Below are 15,816 nucleotides of genomic sequence, written 5' to 3'. Positions count from 1 at the left end.
CTGCGAAGCAGCCCCAGTAAAGAAGAACGCGGTGTATCAGACACTCTGTAGAGGCTGGTTTTGGGGCTGCTTCGCAGCCCAACGCGGGGCAAGCCCGCTCGCCACAACAGCCCTGTCTGCCGGGGGCAAGCCCGCTCGCACATTTGGACTGTGTTTCTTCAGGGAAACCGCATAAAGAAAAGGCCTGGCTTTTCGTGGAGCCGGGCCTTTTCCGTGTTGCTCTTTTATCAGTGGCGTTCGAGGGCCAGGGCTACGCCTTGGCCGCCACCGATGCACAGGGTCGCCAGGCCTTTCTTGGCATCGCGCTTGATCATTTCGTGCAGCAGGGTGACCAGCACACGGCAGCCTGACGCGCCGATCGGGTGGCCGATAGCGATGGCGCCGCCGTTGACGTTGACCTTGTCCGCATCCCACTCCAGCTCTTTACCTACCGCCAGGGATTGCGCGGCAAAGGCTTCGTTGGCTTCGATCAGGTCCAGGTCGCCCAGGCTCCAACCGGCTTTGTCCAGGCAGCGACGGGTAGCCGAGACCGGGCCGATGCCCATGATCGCCGGGTCAACGCCGGCATTGGCGTAGCTGGCGATACGCGCCAGGACCGGCAAGCCGAGGGCCTTGGCCTTGTCGGCACTCATCAGCAGCACCGCAGCGGCGCCGTCATTCAGGCTGGAGGCGTTGCCGGCGGTGACGCTGCCGTCTTTCTTGAACGCCGGCTTGAGCTTGGCCAGGGACTCGGCGGTGGTACCTGCGCGAGGCTGCTCATCCACGGCGAAGGCAATCGGGTCGCCCTTGCGCTGGGGAATCAGGATCGGCGTGATCTCATCGACAAAACGCCCGGCCTCGATGGCGGCGGTGGCTTTTTGCTGGGACGCGGCGGCGAAAGCATCCTGGGCTTCACGGCTGATGCCGTATTTGTCCACGAGGTTCTCGGCGGTGATGCCCATATGGTAGTCGTTGAACGCATCCCAGAGGCCGTCGGTGATCATGCTGTCGATCATCTTGGCGTGGCCCATGCGCAAACCCGTACGCGCGGCAGGCAGTACGTACGGTGCCAGGCTCATGTTCTCCATGCCGCCGGCGATGATGACCTCGGCGTCACCGCAACGGATGGCCTGGGCGCCCAGGTGCAGGGCTTTCAGGCCTGAGCCGCAGACCTTGTTCAGGGTCAGGCTCGGCACGGCGTGGGGCAGGCCGGCGAGGATCGAGGCCTGGCGCGCAGGGTTCTGGCCGGAACCCGCGGTGAGTACCTGGCCGAGGATGACTTCATCCACTTCGGCCGGGTCCAGACCGGTTTGCTCCAGCAGGCGACGGATCACGGCGGCGCCCAGCTCCGGTGCCGGAATGCTCGCCAGCGAACCTTGAAAGCTGCCCACGGCGGTGCGGGTGGCAGCAACAATCACGACGTCTTGCATGGAATCTGTCCTCACTGGAAGTGCATTTCTGGAACGTGGTCCGGGACGATCAGTTTACCGGCGGTCTTGCTCACAATCTCTTCAACGCTGACGCCAGGTGCGCGTTCCTTGAGGACAAAAGCGCCATTTTCTATTTCCAGGTACGCCAGGTCCGTCAGTACACGTTTGATGCAGTTGGCACCGGTCAGCGGCAGGCTGCATTGGCTGAGCAACTTGGACTCACCGTCCTTGGAGGCGTGGGTCATGATCACGATGATGTTTTCCGCACCGGCCACCAGGTCCATGGCGCCGCCCATGCCTTTTACCAGCTTGCCGGGGATCATCCACGAGGCGATGTTGCCGTGTACGTCTACTTCAAATGCGCCGAGTACGGTGAGGTCGACGTGGCCGCCGCGAATCATCGCGAAGGATTCGGCGGAGGAGAAGATCGAGGCGCCGATGCGCGCCGTCACGGTCTGTTTGCCGGCGTTGATCATGTCGGCATCGATGGTTTCTTCGGTAGGAAACGGGCCCATGCCCAGCAGGCCGTTTTCCGACTGCAGCATCACTTCCATGCCTTCGGGGATGTAGTTGGCCACCAGGGTCGGAATGCCGATGCCCAGGTTGACGTAGAAACCGTCCTGCATTTCGCGGGCGACGCGTTGAGCCATTTGTTCGCGGGTAAGAGCCATTGTATGAGTCCTTATTGTTCGGGCTGGGGGCGGATTATTTGCGCACGGTGCGCTGTTCGATGCGCTTCTCGAACGTGCCGCAGATGATCCGGTCGACGTAGATGCCAGGGGTGTGGATCTGCGCCGGGTCCAGCTCGCCCGGTTCGACGATTTCCTCGACTTCGACCACGGTGATCTTGCCGGCGGTAGCGGCCAGCGGGTTGAAGTTCTGGGCGGTGTGGCGATAGATGACGTTGCCGAAGTGGTCGGCTTTCCAGCCTTTGACGATGGCGAAATCGCCGGTGATGGATTCTTCCATCAGGTACGGGCGACCGTTGAATTCGCGGGTTTCCTTGCCTTCGGCGACCGGAGTACCGACGCCGGTGGCGGTGAAGAAGGCGGGGATACCGGCGCCGCCTGCGCGCATTTTTTCCGCGAGGGTGCCTTGGGGGGTGAGGACCACTTCGATTTCGCCGCTGAGCAATTGTTTCTCGAACAGGGCGTTTTCACCGACGTAGGACGCGATCACCTTGCTGATCTGCTTTTCTTCCAGCAGCACGCCTAGGCCAAAACCATCGACGCCGCAGTTGTTGGAGACCACGGTGAGATCACGGGTGCCTTTGCGCTTGATCTCATTGATGAGGTTTTCCGGAATGCCGCACAGGCCAAAACCACCGGAGAGCACGGTCATGCCGTCTTCCAGGCCTGCCAGTGCTTCCTCGTAGGACGCCACGCGTTTATCGAAACCTGCCATATGCACCTCTTTTATTGTTTGTGGGCCAGCCAATGAATCGAGTGTTGCGCCGACGGATTGATTTGTTAAGTTGTTTTTTAAGGTTGATTGATTTAGAAAACAGCATAGTTCATCCGTCTTCCGGAGCAGCCTTATGACAGTTAAACAGATGCGTGCCTTTCTCGCCGTGGCCCAGACCCTGAGTTTTGCCGCCGCCTGCGAGCGGTTGCACCTGTCTCAGTCGGCCCTGAGCCTGACCATCAAGGGGCTGGAAGAAGGGTTGGGCGGACGCTTGTTCAGCCGTAATACACGCAACGTCGCGTTGACCCCCGAAGGCGAGTCCTTATTGCCCCTGGCCCGGCGGCTGATGGCCGATTGGGACAATGCCGAAGATGAACTGCGTCAGCTCTTCACCTTGCAGCGTGGGCGGGTCACCGTGGCGGCGATGCCGTCGTTTGCCGGCAACCTGCTGCCGCCGATCCTGAAGATATTCCGCGCGCGTTACCCGCAGGTGAACGTGACGGTGCATGACTTGATCAATGAGCAGGTGCTGGAGATGGTTCGCGATCGCCATGTGGAATTGGGGGTGGCGTTTGAGCCGTCCGAAGCGGCGTCGCTGGCGTTTACTCCGTTGTACCTGGATCGCTTTATTGCGGTCGTCCCGGGTGACTCACCGCTGGCGAAATGCACTGAAATTGACTGGAAAACCTTGCTGGAACAGCCGTTCATTACGCTGCAGCGGCCTTCCACGGTGAGGGTGATGCTGGAAGAGCATCTGGGGGCCTTGAAGATGAAGTTGCCGGTGGCGTTGGAAAGCCATCAATTGGCAACCGTGGGCAAGATGGTCGCCAGCGGCCTGGGCGTCAGTGCCGTACCGGCCTTGTGTGCGCAGCAGATGCAGGAGGCGGGCGCGCATTGCATCACCTTGACCGATCCGGTGATTGAGCGGCCGATTGGTGTGTTGACCAAGCCAGGGCATGAACTGTCGGCGGCGGCGCAGGTGTTGTTTGATATTTTTCGCGATGAGGCGGGGAAGGGCAGGTTCCCGGCGTTGTTATAAAGCAGGTATTAAAAAGCCCGCTCGAATCAACGAGCGGGCTTAAATTTAAAGGTGCACTGTTATCAGCAGTATCTATCAATCACTTTAACTTGCGATTGGCCTTTGAGGTTCTGCCATTCGCTATTAAGTGTATGGAACACTTGCTCGATAAAGTTGCGATCGGCCGCAGCTTTCTTGCCGACATAACCCTGGCCACGGCGGTACATCTTCAGGCGCGCCGCCAGTTCACGGTTATTACGGTCGAACTCGGCTTCTTCAGTGTGGGGCGCCAGGCAGTCAATTTGCACTTCGCCCGATTTGCCAATCCACAGGATATGGTCGTCGAGAGTGTCTTTCTGCGCTGCGAACATCTCAGCCAATTCATCGATAGTTGGTTGGTTGTTCAGATTCATGTGTAAGCCCCTTGACCAGTTGGCGATCTATCAGTTGATTCCGTTAAAACTGCTTAGTTGTCTCCGGCTTGGAAAACCGGGCGTCAGTGACTGTCTGCCGAATACGGGCAGGGTCTTGAACCTGATGCATGTAGTCTTGCTGATGAACTGCTACGCAATGGTTTCATAACGAAGACAAGTCGCATTTGAGCGCCTTGTACCGATCCTTTCGGGTCGGTCAGCTTCATCAATCTGCCTTGTGGGCAGTGCACATCCGGAAAAAACAGCTCGGCGGTCAGACGAGCTTGTTCAAAACGCGTGTTACCAACACTCCCGATCCGGGAGACGTCTAGATCATGCAAGGACAAAAAGGTTACGTCAACGATTATGTAGTGATTATTTTTTGTCACTACATAAATCGTCGTGGCGACGGGGGGATGCGGGAGAAGGTGACTTGGTCGTCATTTTTTGTGCGGGTTAGTCGCAGGCGCCAGTGGCCAACTCGGCGCTGAGCCTCCCACATTGATCTGTGGTGTTTTTATGCTCCCAGCCGCTCAGCCAGCAAAGGCAGCAACTGCTCACAGGAAGCTTCGATCTTCACCTGCAACAGCTCATCCCCTCGGGTCTTGCCCAAGTTGATGGCGATCACCGGCTTTCCCTTTTCGACCATGGCTTTGCACAGGCGAAATGCGGAGTAAGCCATCAGCGACGAGCCCACCACCAGCAGCCCTTCGGCATGCTCTACCGCGGCCATTGCCTTGGCAGCCGTCGCTGGCGCGACGTTCTCGCCAAAAAACACCACGTCCGGTTTCAGTCGCTCACCCAGGCAATGGGGGCAACGGGGAACCTGGAAGTGCTCTTCAAACGTGGGATCGAGCAAGGTGTCGCCATCGGGGGCCTGTACCGCATGGACCTGCGCCAGGTACGGGTTGTCGATTTCCATCTGCCGCTGGATCACATCGCGCGTGCTGTGCAGGTGGCAATCCAGGCACAGCACCCGGTGCAGGCTGCCGTGCAGTTCGATCACGTCATGGCTGCCAGCCTGGTCATGCAAGGTGTCGACGTTTTGCGTGATCAGGCCGGTGATGCACTGGCGTTGTTGCAAGCTCGCCAGTGCCCGGTGAGCGTTGTTCGGCTGCGCGATACGTACCCTCGGCCAGCCCAGCATCGCCCGTGCCCAGTAGCGGCGTCGCGCTTGCGCGGTGGCGAGGAATTCCTGGTACATCATTGGCGCCTTGCCCCGGCGTACGCCTTCGCTGTCGCGGTAGTCGGGGATCCCCGAGGACGTGCTGATACCGGCACCGGTCAGCACCAGGAAACGCCTTTCGGCCATGGCCCGGTGCAGGGTGTCGAGGTGGTCCTGCTGATGTTCCAGCGTGTCGAGCATGGGCGCTCCTATTCGCCGCGGATGTACTGCTCCAACTGCTTGATCAGGTCAGCCTGTTCGGCAATGGCTTCCTTGACCAGGTCGCCGATGGACAGCAGACCCAGCAGTTTGCCGTCTTCGACCACGGGCAGGTGGCGCAGGTGGCTGTCGGTCATGATGTTCATGCACGCTTCGACACTTTTATGGGTATCGACGGTGATAACAGGGGAACTCATCACCTCGTGGACCTTTGTGGTGACCGACGACAGGCCCTTGAGCATGATTTTGCGTGCGTAATCGCGTTCGCTGATGATCCCCACGACTGCGCCTTCCTTGACCACCGGCAAGGCCCCGACGTTTTTCTCCGACATCCGGACCAGCGCTTCAAACACAGTGTGGTCCCATTGGATGGTGTGGACGTCCTGGTTTTTCTGGTCCTTGGCTTTGAGCAATTGTGCAACGGTCTTCATGGCGGCCACTCCGGTGTTGTTGTTAGGAAGTCAGCAAGTCCCCTACAGAATCCTAGACGGGCTACGGCGCTGCAAGGACCAAAGCGGCGTTAAACCCGTCGAAAAACGTCATTCGCGGAGTTTTTTCACTTTTTATCCTGCATTCGCCGGCTTTTTGGCGCGTTTGGTTGTGCCGGCTGCCTTGCGGGGGGCGGCCTTGCGTTTTTTCTTCCACGGTGCAGCACCTCGGCCCGCCGGGCTGGCCGGCCCGGTGATGGTCATGCGCATGCCGTTGCAACGCGCCACTTGTTTGCTCATCCACGCTGCCTGCTTGGCGACGAATTCCTCCAGGCTCATCTCGCCACTTTGCACCATGTCCAGCGCCTGCTCCCAGATCGCAGTGGTGCCGGGGTCGGCAATCGCCCGGGGTACCGCGTCGATCAGGCTGAACGCTGCCGGTGTTGCTGACAGTGCCTTGCCGTTCTTCACCAGGTAACCACGGTCCAGCAACCCCTGGATAATCCCCGCGCGAGTGGCTTCGGTGCCGATGCCGGTGGTGTCCTTGAGTTTTTGCTTGAGCAGCGGGTCTTCCACCAGCTTGGCGACGTTTTTCATCGCCTTGATCAGGTCACCTTCGGTAAAGGGCTTGGGAGGTTGGGTCCACAGGTCCTTGAGGTTGACCTTGGCCACCGCGTAATCCTGGCCTTGCACCAGTGTCGGCAAGGCCTGCGGTGCCGGTGCTTCGCGCCCCTTTGCTGGTGCCAGGGCTTCGGGCAAGGCACGTTTCCAGCCCGGCTCGATTACCACTTTGCCCACCGCGCGCAACGCCTGGCCCGCGCAGTCGAAATCCGCCTGGGTACGATCGTATTCATGGTTGGGCAGGAACTGCGCCAGGTAGCGCGCGCGAATCAAGGTGTAGACCGCGCGGTGCTTGCCGGTGAGTTGGCCTACGTCCTTGCCGGCGCCGGTAGGAATGATGCCGTGGTGCGCGCTGACCTTGGCATCGTTCCAGGCCCGTGAGCGGCGCTGGGGATCGATATGGGGCATCAACTCATTGACTGCCGAATCCGCACGGCCCAATGCGGCGAGGATCTTCGGCGCCTCACTGTGCTGGCTCAACGGTAAGTAGCCACAGTCACTGCGGGGGTAGGTGATGACCTTGTGGGTTTCGTAGAGGGACTGGGCGATATCCAGGGTTTCCTGGGCACCGAGGCCGAGCTTCTTCGAGCAGATTTCCTGCAAGGTGCCGAGGTCGAAGGGCAGCGGTGCCACCTCGCGCATGCGTTCGGTGCGCAGCTTGATCAGCCGTGCGCTGGCGGCGTTGATCATGGCGTCGGCAGCGTCCCGGGCCAATTGCGGATTAAGGCAGCGGCCTTGGTCGTCACAGGCATCCTCGGCGGCACGCCATTGGGCGGTGAAGGTCATGCGGTCGTGACGCAGGTCCACATCGATGGCCCAGTACGCCACCGGCACAAAGTCGGCGATGCTGCGGTCGCGGTCGACCACCAGGCGCAAGGTGGGTGTTTGCACCCGGCCCACCGGCAGCACGCCCTGATAGCCGGACTGACGCCCCAGCAAGGTAAACAGGCGACTCATGTTCATGCCGATCAGCCAGTCGGCGCGGGAGCGGCCCAGGGCCGAGTGGTACAGGCTGAATGTCTCGGCGCCTGGCTTGAGCGCCGCCAGGGCCTTGCGGATGGAGGCATCGTCCAGTGCCGACAGCCATAACCGCTGGATCGGCCCGCGATAGCGGCAATGCTCGACCAGTTCGCGGGCGATCATCTCGCCTTCACGGTCGGCGTCGGTGGCGATCACCAGTTCCTGGGCTTCCCCCAGCAGGCGCTTGACGGCCTTGAACTGGCTTGCGGTCTTGGGCTTGACCAACATCTTCCATTTTTCCGGGACGATCGGCAGGTCGGCCAGTACCCAGCGTTTGTATTTGGCGTCGTAGGCGTCGGGCGGCGCGGTTTCCAGCAGGTGGCCGATGCACCAGGTGACGGTGACCCCATTGCCCAACCAGCAACCGTCGCCGCGCCGACTGGCGCCGAGCACGGCCGCAATATCCTTGGCCTGGGAGGGTTTTTCACAGAGGTACAGCCGCATGGTCAGCCCATTCGTTACACAGTTGAATGGAGAGCAGGATGGGCATAAGAAGGGAATTGATCAACCATTATCTGTATGGATATACAGCAATGTGTGTGAGCACTGGAAAAAAGTGGGAGGGGTGTAAACCCCTCCCACAAGGGATCTCCTGTGTTCAGGAGATCTGTTTAGTTGTTATCGAGATCCACATGCCGTGTTTCCTTGAGGCAGAACATCCCCACGACCAGGCTCACCCCCGTCACCACCACCGGGTACCACAAGCCATAGAAGATGTCGCCGGTGTACACCACCAGCGCAAACGACACGGTCGGCAGGAACCCGCCAAACCAGCCGTTACCGATGTGGTAGGGCAGCGACATCGAGGTGTAGCGGATACGCGTTGGAAACAGCTCCACCATCAGCGCTGCCAGCGGGCCATAGCACATGGCGGCGATCAGGATCAGCACCACGATCAGCACCACCACCATGACCTTGTTGACCTGGGCCACATCCGCCGAAGTCGGGTAGCCGGCCAGGGTCACTGCACCGCGCAGCGCTGCCTCGTCGAAGCCGTCGATGCGCACATCACCCACGCTCACCTGCACCGGGCTACCGGCCGGGGCGGCGGCGCTGCTGTAGGGCAGGCCTTGCTTGACCAGGAAGGTCTTGACCTTGTCGCACGGGCTGTCAAATTTCGCCTTGCCTACCGGATCGAACTGGAAGGTACAGGTGGCCGGGTCGGCCAGCACGGTGATCGGTGCCTGGCGGCTGGCTTGGTCCATCGCAGGGTTGGTGTAGTGCGCCAGGCCTTTGAAGATCGGGAAGTACAGCGCGGTGGCCAGCAGCAAACCGAGCATCAACACCGGCTTGCGGCCGACCTTGTCCGACAGCCAGCCGAACAGGATAAAGAACGGCGCGCCAATCACCACGCTGATAATCAGCAGCATATTGGCCAGGGCCGGGTCCATCCGCAGGAACTGTGTAAGGAAGAACAGCACATAGAACTGCGCGGCGTAGAAGGTCACCGCTTGGCCGCCGTTGATGCTGAACAGCGCGATCAGCACCACCTTGAGGTTTTCCCACTTGCCGAAGGATTCGCGGATCGGTGATTTGCTCGCCTTGCCTTCCTCTTTCATTTTCAGGAACGCCGGCGATTCATGCAGGCTCATGCGGATCCAGGTCGAGATGCCCAGCAGCACGATGGAGAACAGGAACGGGATACGCCAGCCCCACACTTCGAACTGGTCGCCGGTAAAGTAACGGCAGGCCAGCACCACCAGCAGCGACAGCAACAAGCCCAGGGTCGCGGTGGACTGGATCCAGCTGGTGTGCAAGCCGCGTTTGCCGGCCGGCGCGTGCTCGGCCACATAGGTGGCCGCACCGCCGTACTCACCGCCCAACGCCAGGCCTTGCAGCATGCGCAGCACGATCAGGATGACCGGCGCCGCAATGCCGATGCTGGCGTAGGTTGGCAACAGGCCGACGCAGAAGGTCGCCACGCCCATCAGGATGATGGTCACCAGAAACGTGTACTTGCGCCCGATCATGTCGCCCAACCGGCCGAACACCAGCGCACCGAACGGCCGCACCACAAAGCCGGCGGCAAAGGCCATCAAGGCAAAGATAAACGCCGTGGTGTCGTTGACCCCGGCAAAGAACTGTTTGCTGATCACCGCCGCCAGGGCGCCGTAGAGGAAAAAGTCATACCACTCGAACACCGTTCCCAGGGACGAGGCGAAGATGACTTTTCTTGATTCGCTACCGGTGCTCGCGTTGGTCGCCGAGCCCAGGGGTTGAGCATGTTCTGACATCGGGAAGCCCTCACAGTGATTATTTATTGTTGTTCCACTGTCGGCGCCAACCTCAGCGCCGCTATTTCTCAGTTCCTTGCAGGAGCGAGCTTGCTCACGAAAGTTGTCAACGATTACGCAGGAAACCCGGATGGCAGCGGCGCTTTTGCGTTTTTCGCGAGCAAGCTCGCTCCTACAGTGTTCGGCGAAAGGATCAGCTGCGCGGCCTTTTCCGCGATCATCAGCGTGGGTGAACAGGTATTGCCGGACGTAATGCGCGGCATGACCGAGGCATCGGCGATGCGCAGGCCGGGCACGCCATGCACGCGCAACTGCGCGTCGACCACCGCGTCTTTGTCGCTGCCCATGCGGCAGGTGCCGACCGGATGGAAGATCGTCGTGCCGATGCGCGCGGCGGCTTCATGCAGTTGCTCTTCGGTTTGCAGTGCGTCGCCGGGCAGGTATTCCACCGGTTTGAACTGGCTCAGGGCCGGTGCGGCGACGATGCGTCGGGTCAGGCGAATGGCGTCGGCGGCCACCCGCAGGTCTTCAGGATGGCTGAGGTAATTGGGCCGGATCAGCGGCGCATCCGCCGGGTTGGCCGAGCGGATATCGATGCGGCCACGGCTTTGCGGGCGCAGGTCGCAGACCGAGGCGGTAAACGCCGGGAACCCGTGCAGCGGTTCGCCAAAGCGTTCCAGGGACAGCGGCTGCACGTGGTATTCAAGGTTGGCCGAGGTCTGTTCCGGGCCCGAGCGGGCAAACGCGCCGAGCTGGCTGGGCGCCATCGACAGCGGGCCGCTGCGGTCATACAGGTAGCGCAGGCCCATGCCCATCTTGCCCCATACGGTGCCTGCGATCTGGTTCAGGGTACGGGCGTTTTCCAGCTTGTAGATCAGCCGCAATTGCAGATGATCCTGCAAGTTGCCGCCGACGCCCGGCAGTTCATGCAGCACATCGATGCCCAACGGCTTGAGCACGCTGGACGGGCCGATCCCGGAGCGTTGCAGGATCCCCGGCGAGCCCACGGAGCCGGCGCACAGCACGATTTCCTTGCGGGCTTTCCAGCGCACTGGCTGGCCGTTTTGACGCCCGACCACCGCCGAGGCGCGGCCGTTTTCCAGTACCACGCGGTCCACTTCGACTTCGGTCAGCACCGTGAGATTGGGCCGCTGGCGGATCGGCTTGAGAAACGCCTTGGCCGCATTCCAGCGCACCCCGGCCTTCTGGTTGACCTGGAAGTAGCCGCACCCCTCGTTATCGCCCTGGTTGAAGTCGCTGATACTGGCGATGCCGCTTTGCGCCGCTGCCTCACGAAACGCATCAAGGATCGGCCATGACAGCCGCTGCTGCTCAACCCGCCATTCGCCGCCGTCGCTGTGGAATTCCGAGCCGCCGGCAAAGTGGTTTTCGCTTTGCTTGAACAGCGGCAGCACGTCTTTCCAGGCCCAGCCGTCGTTGCCTGCCGCCGCCCAGCCATCGTAGTCCTGGGCCTGGCCACGCATGTAGATCATGCCGTTGATGGAGGAACAGCCGCCGAGCACCTTGCCCCGTGGGTAACTCAACGCACGGCCTTGCAGGCCTTCCTGGGCTTCGGTCTTGAAGCACCAGTCGGTGCGTGGGTTACCGATACAGAACAGGTAGCCGACGGGGATATGGATCCAGGGATAGTTGTCGCGGCCACCGGCTTCAAGCAGCAGCACACGGTGGGCGGGGTTGGCGGACAGTCGATTGGCGAGCAGGCAGCCTGCGGGGCCGGCGCCTACTACCACGTAATCGTATTCAGCAGCTGCAATGGGCATCTGAGGCCTCGCTTGTTTTTCTTATTGGCTCCATCCTAGTTGTTAGTTTTCGTCTTAAAAATGTTAGTTTTTACCCAGCTGCTGTGCGTTTTTAAACAGCGCTGCCCGGGGCACATGCAATGGAGGCGACATGTTCGACTGGAACGACCTGCGGTATTTTCTTGAATTGCAGCGCAGCGGCCGCCTGCTCACCGCCGCGCAGCGCCTGAAAACCACGCATGCCACCGTGGCCCGGCATATCGAAGCCATCGAGAAGAGCCTCGGCACCGCGCTGTTCGTGCAGCACGCCCAGGGTTACGAACTCACCCCTGCCGGCGAAGCCCTGCTCAAACACGCCGAAGCCATGGAAAACGTCGCGCTGCTGGCCGAGGACGAACTGACCCACTCCGCTGCGCCTCTGGGCAAGATCCGCCTCGGAGTGGCCGAAGGGTTGGGGGTGATGTTCCTCGCCGGCCGCATGGGCGGACTGTTCGAGCGTTATCCCGGCCTGGAAGTGGAACTGCTCGCCGTGCCGCGCTTCGTCAGCATCCTCAACCGCGAGGCGGAAATCAGCATCCACCTCGAGCGCCCCAGCGTCGATCAATTGGTCACGCGCAAACTCACCGATTACCGCCTGGCGCTCTATGCCAGCCGCGCCTACCTGGCGCGCACCCCACCGATTGAAAAGCGCGAAGACCTCGCTGCCCATTCATGGATCGATTACGTCGACGACCTGCTGTTCAGCCAGGAATTGAAGTTCCTCAGCAGCTTCTGCCGCAACCCCAAGGTGGTGTTCCACAGCACCAGCGTCATCGCCCAACACCAGGCCGCACGCTCCGGTTTGGGGATTGCGGTGCTGCCGTGCTTCATGGCGTCGGGCGACCCGGAACTGGTGCCGTTGCTGCCGGGGGAGGGGATCCAGCGCAGCTACTGGATCAGCTCGCGGCGGGAACTGCACAAGTCGGTGCGGCTGCGGGTGTTGTGGGACTATGTGGTGGAGTTGTGCGCGCGGGAGCAGCCACTGTTGCTCGGCGAATCCAACTGAAGAAACCCTCCCACAATGATCGGTGGTGTTGGCTGAATCGGATTAATCGCGCAATTCGAATTCAGCACTGCCCAATCGCTCCCCATTCACCAACACATGCACCGCATGCCTGCCGGGATAGTGCTTGCGCGTGGTCAACGCGCGAATATGCTGCTCGCGGCTGATGTTCTGCCGTTCACCCGCGCCCAGCGTAAACGCTTTGAGCTTGAATACCTTGGCCGCGCTGTGCCCCGCGCTTTTGACGTAGTCGATGGCGTAGTCCACCACCAGTTTCTGCGCAGTGGCGGCGGTGGATTCCAGGCTGAACGACAGGGTGATCCGCTCACCCAGCTTGATCACCGCCGGCGTCACGCTCAGGTGATGGAGCTTCACCTCGGCCTTGGTGCCTGCGCCCATGATCGTCAGCGCGCGGGTGTTGCCCTGTTTGATCAGGCTGCGCAGCGCATGGCGGGCGATCCAGGCAGTGTGCGGGTTATCCAGGTTCCAGCCTTCGACCAGGCTGAGCACCCAATCCGGGTGGTCCTTGGTGATGTCGTTGAGGTGGTTGGCCACGGATTTGCGGACGTAGAGGCTGTTGTCGGCCTTGAGGTTGTCGAGGATCGACGCGCATAACTCGGGGTTGGCCTGCACTTCGGCCAGGCGAAATGACCAGGGCAGGCGCGGGCGCGAGCCTTCGCTGGCGAGGCGGCGCACGTGTTCGTTGTCATCCCGCGACCACGTTTGCATGACCGCCAGGGTGCGTTGGAAGTCGTGGAGCAAGAAGTGTCTTATCGCGAATTCAGCCGAGCCAAACGTGGTGAAGTATTTGAGCGCGGCCATGGAGCGCTTGAAGTCATCCAGTCCGTAGCTCGCCACGTAGTGCGGCAGGAATAGGCTGACAAACCCGCTATTCAGGCGCGGTGCCAGGGCGTAAAGCAGTTTGAGGCTCTGGGCATAGTCCAGCGGGATCACCGCGTGCAGGCTTTCGCTGACCCGCGCCATACGCTGCATCACCGACAACTCGGCCAGCCCGGCCTTGGCATGCTTGAGGAAACCCTTGGCGTCGAACGCGGGGTACACCGCCGTCATTTCGCTGGCGATGTGCTGCAGGCGTTCGACGTTGAAGATTTCCTTGAGGGCCGGGGCACTTTGGTCAGTCATCGGTTGTTCCATCCGTTAGAGAAACCAGCGGTATTCCCGCGCATGGATTTCTTGTTGAAAGGCCAGGTGATCCTGGCGTTTGTTCTCGCAGTACACGTCGATAAATTCAGCACCGAGCTTATCGCGCAATACCGGCTGATGCTGCATGGTGCGCACGGCGTCGAGCATTTCCACGGGGAAGTCGGTGCCGCTGCTGCGGTCCTCGTTCAGTGGCGCGATGGGTTCGCGCTTGGTTTCAAGGCCATGCTCCAGGCCGACCAGGATTGCCGCCAGCACCAGATACGGGTTGGCGTCGGCACTGGCCAGGCGATGTTCGATGCGCAGGTTGCGCGGGTCGGAGTCGGGGATGCGCACGCACGCGTCGCGGTCTTCGAAGCCCCAACTGGCGCGGGTCGCGGCGTTGACCGTACCGCCCAGGCGGCGGAAGGCGTTGTGGTTGGGCGAGAAGATCGGCATGCAGTGGGGCAGCAATTCCAGGCAACCGGCCACGGCGTGGCGCAGCGGTTGCTGCTGGTGCGCCGCGAGCACATTGTTGCCGGCGCCGTCATACAGGCTGACATGCACATGCATGCCGCTGCCGGGGAATTGCAGGTAAGGCTTGGCCATGAAGCTGGCGCGGTAGCCGTGTTTCAGGGCCACGCCACGGGTGCTGCGGCAGAACAGGGCCGCCCAGTCGGCGGCACGCAGGCCGTCGTCGAGGTGGCCGAAGTTGATCTCGAACTGGCCAGGGCCGAGTTCGGCGGTGATCACCGTGATGTCGATGCCCTGGTCCTTGGCGGTCTGCGCCATATCGTCCAGCACCTCGCTGAAGCGCGACAGCCGTTCTATATGAAGGTTGGGCTGGTCGTCGGCGTCACCGCTCAGTGGGTCGCGGGCGAATTGCGGCAGGCCGTTGTCGAGTTTTTTGTCGAACAGGTAGAACTCCAGTTCGAAGGCCACCACCGGGTGAATGCCTTTGTGATGCAGGCGCTCCAGCACCTTGGCCAGGACTTCGCGAGGTTCGAATTCGATCGGCGCTTCGGTGCCGTCCGAGGTGATCAACATCTGCCCCAACGGCTGCGACTCCCAGCTCACCGGCTTGAGCGTGCCGGGCACCAGGCGGCGGTTGGCATCCGGGTCGCCGTCGTGGAAGCAGTAGTCGCCGATCTTGAACAACCCACCCTGAGCCCCGAGCAGCACGGCGTTTTGCGGCAGCTTCAACGGGCTGCCGGCGGCGACCTTTTCCAGCATCTCGATGGGGTAGCGCTTACCGTAGAAATGCCCGGGGATGTCCAGGGCGATCAGGTCGACATAACGCACGTCGGGATGGTTCTGGCGAAAGGTCCGTACTTCGGCCAGTAACTTAGAGGCTTGGCTTTTCACGGGTGTTGCTCCTAGTTGTAAACCCACAGCACGCGGGCGGGCAGGTCGGTCAGGTTGGCGTAGCGGCAGTGGGCGAAACTGGCCAGGTGGAAGCTGTCACCGGGGCCGAGGGTGACCGAATCGGCCTCGCCCTCCACCCACAGCGTCAATTCGCCTTCCAGCACAAAACCGGCCTGTTCGGCGCGGTCGCTCATGGTCTGTTCACCGCTGTTGGCACCGGGGGCCAGCAGGCTGTCGAGCATCGAGAAGGCACCGCTCATGCTGGGGGAGACCAGGATGTCGGTGATGCCGTTGGCGTAATACACGGTGCGGCGTTCGTTGGGGCGGGTGACCCAACTCACGGCCTTGGGTTTGGACAGGCTGTAGAAATAGGTGGTGGGCACATCGAGGGCATGGCTGATGGCGGTGAGATCCGCCACGGTCGGACGCGACAAGCCCCGTTCGACCTGGGACAGGAAGCCTACCGAACGTTCGATCTTCTGTGCGAGTTGGGCGAGGGTGAGCTTCTTGTGCTTGCGCAGGTCGTGGATCAGGATCGCCAGGGCGTCGAGTTCTTCTTGCTGATTCATGAAATTTAT

At 61.2% G+C, this 15,816-nt stretch carries 14 protein-coding genes; 2 read left to right on the top strand and 12 right to left on the bottom strand.

The features are described from left to right. Positions 1–227: 227 nt before the first annotated feature. The 3 genes from AD670_RS05880 to AD670_RS05870 are packed head-to-tail and all read right to left on the bottom strand — an operon-like array spanning position 228 to position 2,813. Positions 228–1,409: an acetyl-CoA C-acetyltransferase gene (locus AD670_RS05880; protein WP_053129175.1), complete on the bottom strand. Its 1,182-nt coding sequence runs from the start codon at positions 1,407–1,409 to the stop codon at positions 228–230. 11 nt (positions 1,410–1,420) lie between these two features. Beyond that, positions 1,421–2,080 (bottom strand): CoA transferase subunit B, encoded by a 660-nt coding sequence (locus tag AD670_RS05875; RefSeq protein ID WP_032886654.1) that lies wholly within the window; start codon positions 2,078–2,080, stop codon positions 1,421–1,423. Between the two features lie 34 nt (positions 2,081–2,114). Continuing rightward, entirely contained in the window at positions 2,115–2,813 is a 699-nt protein-coding gene (locus tag AD670_RS05870) for a CoA transferase subunit A (protein ID WP_032886653.1), read from the bottom strand. A gap of 133 nt (positions 2,814–2,946) precedes the next feature. Between AD670_RS05870 and AD670_RS05865 the strand changes: the two genes are divergently transcribed. After that, complete coding sequence (locus AD670_RS05865) at positions 2,947–3,852, top strand: LysR family transcriptional regulator (RefSeq protein ID WP_053129173.1); 906 nt, start codon at positions 2,947–2,949, stop codon at positions 3,850–3,852. Positions 3,853–3,914: 62 nt separating this feature from the next. Here AD670_RS05865 and AD670_RS05860 read toward each other — a convergent pair whose 3' ends face one another. From AD670_RS05860 to AD670_RS05835, 6 genes are all read right to left on the bottom strand, one after another. Next, positions 3,915–4,244 (bottom strand): hypothetical protein, encoded by a 330-nt coding sequence (locus tag AD670_RS05860; RefSeq protein ID WP_053129170.1) that lies wholly within the window; start codon positions 4,242–4,244, stop codon positions 3,915–3,917. A gap of 517 nt (positions 4,245–4,761) precedes the next feature. Next, positions 4,762–5,610, bottom strand: a complete 849-nt coding sequence (locus tag AD670_RS05855; protein ID WP_053129167.1) for an NAD-dependent protein deacetylase — start codon at positions 5,608–5,610, stop codon at positions 4,762–4,764. 8 nt (positions 5,611–5,618) lie between these two features. Next, complete coding sequence (locus AD670_RS05850) at positions 5,619–6,059, bottom strand: CBS domain-containing protein (RefSeq protein WP_053129164.1); 441 nt, start codon at positions 6,057–6,059, stop codon at positions 5,619–5,621. 132 nt (positions 6,060–6,191) lie between these two features. Next, positions 6,192–8,141, bottom strand: a complete 1,950-nt coding sequence (locus AD670_RS05845; protein WP_053129162.1) for a DNA topoisomerase III — start codon at positions 8,139–8,141, stop codon at positions 6,192–6,194. A gap of 167 nt (positions 8,142–8,308) precedes the next feature. Beyond that, the gene (locus tag AD670_RS05840; RefSeq protein WP_053129160.1) at positions 8,309–9,931 is read right to left on the bottom strand and encodes an MFS transporter; all 1,623 of its coding nucleotides are present in this window, start codon (positions 9,929–9,931) and stop codon (positions 8,309–8,311) included. A gap of 113 nt (positions 9,932–10,044) precedes the next feature. After that, complete coding sequence (locus tag AD670_RS05835) at positions 10,045–11,712, bottom strand: GMC family oxidoreductase (RefSeq protein WP_053129158.1); 1,668 nt, start codon at positions 11,710–11,712, stop codon at positions 10,045–10,047. Between the two features lie 130 nt (positions 11,713–11,842). On the opposite strand from AD670_RS05835, the gene AD670_RS05830 reads away from it, so the two are divergent. Then, positions 11,843–12,736, top strand: a complete 894-nt coding sequence (locus tag AD670_RS05830; protein WP_053129156.1) for a LysR family transcriptional regulator — start codon at positions 11,843–11,845, stop codon at positions 12,734–12,736. Between the two features lie 42 nt (positions 12,737–12,778). Here AD670_RS05830 and AD670_RS05825 read toward each other — a convergent pair whose 3' ends face one another. Genes AD670_RS05825 through AD670_RS05815 form a run of 3 tightly spaced genes read right to left on the bottom strand, consistent with a single transcriptional unit; the run spans position 12,779 to position 15,807 of the window. Further along, positions 12,779–13,876: a DNA alkylation repair protein gene (locus tag AD670_RS05825; RefSeq protein ID WP_053129154.1), complete on the bottom strand. Its 1,098-nt coding sequence runs from the start codon at positions 13,874–13,876 to the stop codon at positions 12,779–12,781. Between the two features lie 15 nt (positions 13,877–13,891). Continuing rightward, positions 13,892–15,238 carry a glutamine synthetase family protein gene (locus AD670_RS05820; protein ID WP_053129151.1) on the bottom strand — a complete coding sequence of 449 codons (1,347 nt, stop codon included), beginning with the start codon at positions 15,236–15,238 and terminating at the stop codon, positions 13,892–13,894. A gap of 11 nt (positions 15,239–15,249) precedes the next feature. After that, positions 15,250–15,807 carry a helix-turn-helix domain-containing protein gene (locus AD670_RS05815; protein ID WP_053129148.1) on the bottom strand — a complete coding sequence of 186 codons (558 nt, stop codon included), beginning with the start codon at positions 15,805–15,807 and terminating at the stop codon, positions 15,250–15,252. Positions 15,808–15,816 lie beyond the last annotated feature (9 nt).

Source organism: Pseudomonas sp. MIACH, from assembly GCF_001269925.1.
GTDB lineage: Bacteria > Pseudomonadota > Gammaproteobacteria > Pseudomonadales > Pseudomonadaceae > Aquipseudomonas.
The sequence above is the reverse complement of the archived record's forward strand: the minus strand, read 5'-3'. Positions and strand labels throughout refer to the sequence as shown.